A 4,767-nucleotide genomic window follows, 5' to 3' on the forward strand; every position below is an offset into this window, starting at 1 on the left:
GGCCCCTTTGCCTGCCTCCGATCCGAGGGGCTGATCTCGGCCTTCCTCAATGCGCCGTCGTTGGCGCTGAAGAGCACCGCGGCGGTCCGAGGCGGCCTTGAGCAACCGCTCCATGCGGTCAGCCGGCGGGCTTTTTCTTAATGTCGCGAAGGCGCGGGCCATGCGCACATGTCAAGGCATCGGCGCTGCTATTTCCCTGACGCGAGCATCCAACCATACGGGCGTCAAAGCGTTCTAGGGAGAGCAGGCATAGATTCAAGGAGCGTGAAATGCCTCGAGGTGACAAGTCGAGCTACACCGATAAGCAGAAGCGCAAGGCAGAGCATATCGAGGAGAGCTATGAAGAGCGCGGCGTCAGCCACAAGGAGGCCGAGCGCCGGGCCTGGGCAACAGTAAACAAGGAATCCGGCGGCGGCAACAAGTCAGGCTCGGGGCGCGGCAAGCCGGAAAACCACGCGTCCTCTCGCAAGGGCGGGGAGAAGGGCGGCTCGAGCCAGAGCCATGAACAGCGGTCACAGGCTGCCAAGAAGGGGTGGGAGACGCGGCGCAAGCAAGCGCACGGTTGATGCCGTCTCCAACGGTTGCCGTTAAATGACTGATCATCGGGACTGTAATAGCCTGATCGGCAATGCATGCTTGCCCAAGGCAAGTTCTCTGAATCGCAGTCTTCTGAAGGTCCCTCAATAGGGATGTTCCGACGGATGAGCCTTTAGTTTTCGTCTGGGACAGGCTTTCACAGAGAAATTGCGCAAGGCCTAGCTCCGCTGCCATACGTACGGAGAACGGGCAATGCTGCATAAGGATATGATGTGCGGCCGGAACTTTGTCCGGCCGCACAATTTGCTCAGAAAGGGTAAGTCACGCCATAATAGCCATAGACCTGGCGACCATAATCGTGGTTGAAGATCGGCTCGTTGCTGCCTGCATAGCGCGGCGCCTTCTCGAGCATGGTCTTGTCCAGATCAACGACGTAGCCGCCCTGTTCGGTATCGTAGGTCAGGACCTGCCAGGGGAGGGGGTAATAGTCGCTGCCAAGGCCGAACAGCCCTCCGAACTGCAGGACGGCGTACTCCACCTGCCCGGACCGCTTGTCGACCATGAAATTGTAGATCGATCCAAGCTTCTCGCCTTGGCGGTTGTAGACGTCGGTACCTTCCACCTTGTTCGAGGCGATCAGGCGAGTGGTTTCGTCAGTGGCGATTTCGTTTTGTGCCATTGGTCGGCCTCCTTGTGGTTGTCTGTCCTAAACAAACGCAGAGCAAGGCCCAGCTTTCCCTTCAACTGGCTCAACCATCAGGTCCAAGCACCCATTCAGCTGGCCGCTGGTAGGGAAAATACATCCTCGCCTCGGGAGGGTCATATAACGTTGGGTCGCGCGTCAGATCTTCGCCGTTGCATCGGGGAGTAGTGCGGAACATCGCATCTGCCGCGGGTGCAGGCGGCCGGAGACCATGTGTCCGGCGTCGTGTGGACTTGTCCTTCAAATCTTGCTCTCATCAAAATCTAGCAGACGCAGATACCTCCCTAGTATTGGACGGGTACGAAAAAGTTGTCCGGATTAATCTATATATTTTGATTATTTTGGCAGAAATACTGTGTGTCTGCCTACTTCGTGCGTATTATCTCATCGGGGCAAAGTTTATTGGCCAGGGGCATGCAACTCGAGATCGACAGGGAAAATGAGCTGACGCGGCGCTACCGGCGGTGGCGTCCGGCATTGATGTCCTTCTTCCTGAAACGTGTTCGCGATCATGCTGAGGCCGAGGACCTGACACAGGACGTTTTCACACGCGTATTTGGCGGCACTCATGCCGATCCTGAGTTGCAGGCAGGATATGTGTTTCAGGTTGCGTCCAATCTCTTGCGTGATCGGGCGCGGCGCTCGAGAGTCCGTACGGATAGTCGCGATGCGGTTGGCAGTCTGTATGGTCAAGGCGTCGACTGGATCGATCCTGAGAAAATTGCCGCCGCGCGGGATGCCCTCGCAATGCTCGCCGCAGGCCTGGCCGAACTGCCTGAGCGGACCCGCAACATTTTTGTCCTGTATCGTGTTGAAAATATTGAGAAGCAGCTCATCGCAGAGAGCTTCGGAATATCGCGCAGCGCGGTCGAAAAACATGTGGCGCGAGCCATGGTTCATCTGATGGCCCGTGCTAGGAAAGACAGCGAATGATCGAGCCAGATCAAACCACGCCAGGGGAAAGGGATGAATGCGCAGCCCTTTGGTGCATGCGGATCGCAGATGCGCGTCTGGATGCAGGCCAACAGGCTGAGTTCGATCGCTGGATTGCAGCCGATCCCGGAAATGCGCGGGCTTTTGAGGAAGCCGTAGTCATCTGGCAGGGGGTCGATACGATTACCGACGCGCCTGAGATGATCCGGTATCGCGCAGAGGCTGTGGAATCGCTGAGAGAGCTTAATGTCCGGCGCTGGTCACGCGGCACGGAAAGGCGCTGGAACTGGCCCACTGCTGTTGCTGCTTGCTTCGCCTTGATCGCGCTTGCGACGATCCTTCTCCTGCAAGGCGGCACGACCCACTACAGGACGGGTATAGGCGAGCGGCGAGTGGTGTTGCTTGAAGACGGGTCGCGACTGACGCTTGATGCGTCGACCCATGTCGACGTCCGGTTTGAAGAGGAATACCGTCGGCTTGAGCTTGTAGCCGGGCGTGCCAAGTTTGACGTCGCGCACGACCCCTTGCGTCCGTTTAGCGTGCGCGCTCAAGAACATGTGACGGTCGCGACGGGAACTTCTTTCAGTGTCGAGCTGCTTTCAAGTGAGGTGCGCGTCGTGCTTTATGAGGGCCGCGTCGAGGTTGTCGACGGGCCTGAAGAGGCGATGCCACTGGCGTCCAGCAGCTCGCCTAACTCACAGCCGGTTCCAAAGTCTGTGGATCCTGCGTTGGCACTGAGCCCGGGCAAGGAACTGATCGCCTCGACGGTGAGCAGTGCCTCCCGCGTCATCGATGCGGACCTGACGCGTTCTCTGTCCTGGGAATCTGGCCTTCTCAGCTTCGAGGGAGAGCCGCTTGCCGTGGCCGCAGAGCGGATCAACCGATATGCCAAAAAGCGTATCCTGGTGGGGGATAAGCGTGTCGCGTCCTACGGGATCAGCGGTGTCTTTGCAGCAGGCGATGTTGAAGCCTTTGTCGAGGGAGTGACCGCGCTCCATCCCGTCAGCGTGGCGCACGAGCAAGACAAGCTGGTGCTGGTAAGTGCCCGCTGAAATTACAGTCGAAAAAGGGGTGTTGTGTCGTCTCAGGCCTTGGTCGGCCTCTCAAGAAAGTGCCAGGAGTGCCGGACGCCGGAATATCTTGGACTTTGCATATGAGGCTGCGGCCTTGGAGCAGAATATGTACCGCATCAGGATGCGAGATCACGCAGGCTCTGCGTCATACCTTTAGATTGCACCATGAGATAGTGAACAGTGTCAGGGGAACCCATGAAGCGGCTCATCATGTTTGCCATCCTGTCGTCCGGGCTTCTGGGCGCGCATACTGCAAGCGCAACGCTGCCGGACAGCAAGCTGGCGGGTACCGTGATCGTTAAGAAAGGCAGGCAGCTGTCCTGCCGAATTCAGGTGGACGTCACCAATAACAAGGCTGCCGTCGATCTCAGTCCCGGCAGCTTCTTGTGCAACATGGTGTCGTTCAATGGCGGGCCGTACGATATCGAAGTGAGCGAGAATACCGTCAAACTCAAGAATGTCGACGTCAGCACGGCCGTTGCCGGTGGGTGTGTCGGCGACATCGAGGCGGAGTGGGACGGAACCACGCTGACAATCGATACGACATTGCCGCCAAAGACCACGGGCTCGCCGTGCCTGGTCAAGGGCACTGCCCGCTATCAGTGACGCCGCTTTTGATGGCTCGCAACGCTCGCTAATGGCCCTGTTCCGGCAGGGCATGGTAGGGGCAGGCAGTGACGCGCGTGCGTGACATCATCGGGCCCGCCGCCTTGGTGTACTGCAGATAAAATCCAAGAACGTGATTTCCCGCAACTCCCCAAAAGAAAATGATGTTCTGGCCGGGGGCAAGATATTTATCATGAGCCCCCCCCGTTCTGATGCAGAATATATTCCAGATCCGGATGTGGGGTCGCGACCATAGTGCGTAATACCTTCTGAGTGCATGCAGAAAAATATTCGCAGCACTATCAGGGGGGAGAATTTACCATGCGCAGATCTCTGCGAGGGGCGCTCGTATCTGCAACGGCACTGACGGCTATCGCTATCGCCTACTCGGCACAGCCCGTGATTGCGGCCGAGGCAAATGAGCAGCTTTACGACTTCAACATTCCAGCTCAGGATCTCGGTACTGCGCTGAACAGCTTCGCGCGCGCGTCGCGCCAGCAGGTCACCTTCGATCCGGCTGCCGTCCGGGGCAAGCAAAGCGCGCCGCTGACAGGGCGTTTCAGCGCCCGTGCGGGTATCGAGAAGCTGCTGGGCAGCTCGGGGCTCACCGTACGTGTCGGCCAGTCAGGTGTGTTCATTGTCCAGTCTGTCTCGGGGGCAGCAATGGACAACAGTGCGCCGAGTGCGGGCGCGCGCGGCCAGGAAACGACCCTTAGCGAAATCATCGTGACGGCGCAGAAGCGCGAGGAGCGGATCAGCGACGTGCCGATCGCAATCACGGCGCTGACGTCGGAAGGGCTGGACGCTCGCAAGATCGAGGGCGGCTCGGAGTTGCTGCGGGCGATCCCCAACGTCAACTTCTCCAAGAGCAACTTCAGCATGTACAACTTCTCGATCCGCGGGGTCGGGACCAAG

5 protein-coding genes and 1 pseudogene are annotated in these 4,767 nt (G+C 58.6%); 5 read left to right on the top strand and 1 reads right to left on the bottom strand.

The window, feature by feature from the left end:
* Positions 1–269 precede the first annotated feature (269 nt).
* Positions 270–566 (top strand): plasmid stabilization protein, encoded by a 297-nt coding sequence (locus VIG90_RS16415; protein ID WP_331594601.1) that lies wholly within the window; start codon positions 270–272, stop codon positions 564–566.
* Positions 567–844: 278 nt separating this feature from the next.
* Here the strand turns inward: VIG90_RS16415 and VIG90_RS16420 are convergent, their stop codons facing one another.
* Positions 845–1,216, bottom strand: a complete 372-nt coding sequence (locus VIG90_RS16420) for a PRC-barrel domain-containing protein (protein ID WP_331594602.1) — start codon at positions 1,214–1,216, stop codon at positions 845–847.
* A 438-nt stretch (positions 1,217–1,654) separates the two neighbouring features.
* Between VIG90_RS16420 and VIG90_RS16425 the strand changes: the two genes are divergently transcribed.
* The 4 genes and pseudogenes from VIG90_RS16425 to VIG90_RS16440 form a co-directional block, all read left to right on the top strand.
* A complete protein-coding gene (locus VIG90_RS16425; RefSeq protein ID WP_331594603.1) occupies positions 1,655–2,173 on the top strand; it encodes an RNA polymerase sigma factor in 519 nt (172 codons plus the stop codon).
* The gene (locus VIG90_RS16430; protein ID WP_331594604.1) at positions 2,170–3,225 is read left to right on the top strand and encodes a FecR family protein; all 1,056 of its coding nucleotides are present in this window, start codon (positions 2,170–2,172) and stop codon (positions 3,223–3,225) included. The genes VIG90_RS16425 and VIG90_RS16430 overlap by 4 nt, the downstream gene beginning before the upstream one ends.
* 216 nt (positions 3,226–3,441) lie before the next feature.
* Positions 3,442–3,852 carry a hypothetical protein gene (locus VIG90_RS16435; RefSeq protein ID WP_331594605.1) on the top strand — a complete coding sequence of 137 codons (411 nt, stop codon included), beginning with the start codon at positions 3,442–3,444 and terminating at the stop codon, positions 3,850–3,852.
* 321 nt (positions 3,853–4,173) lie between these two features.
* Positions 4,174–4,767, top strand: a pseudogene (locus tag VIG90_RS16440) (TonB-dependent receptor); the annotation flags it as partial.

Source organism: Pedomonas sp. (genome assembly GCF_036515995.1).
In the GTDB taxonomy this organism is placed as follows: domain Bacteria; phylum Pseudomonadota; class Alphaproteobacteria; order Sphingomonadales; family Sphingomonadaceae; genus Pedomonas.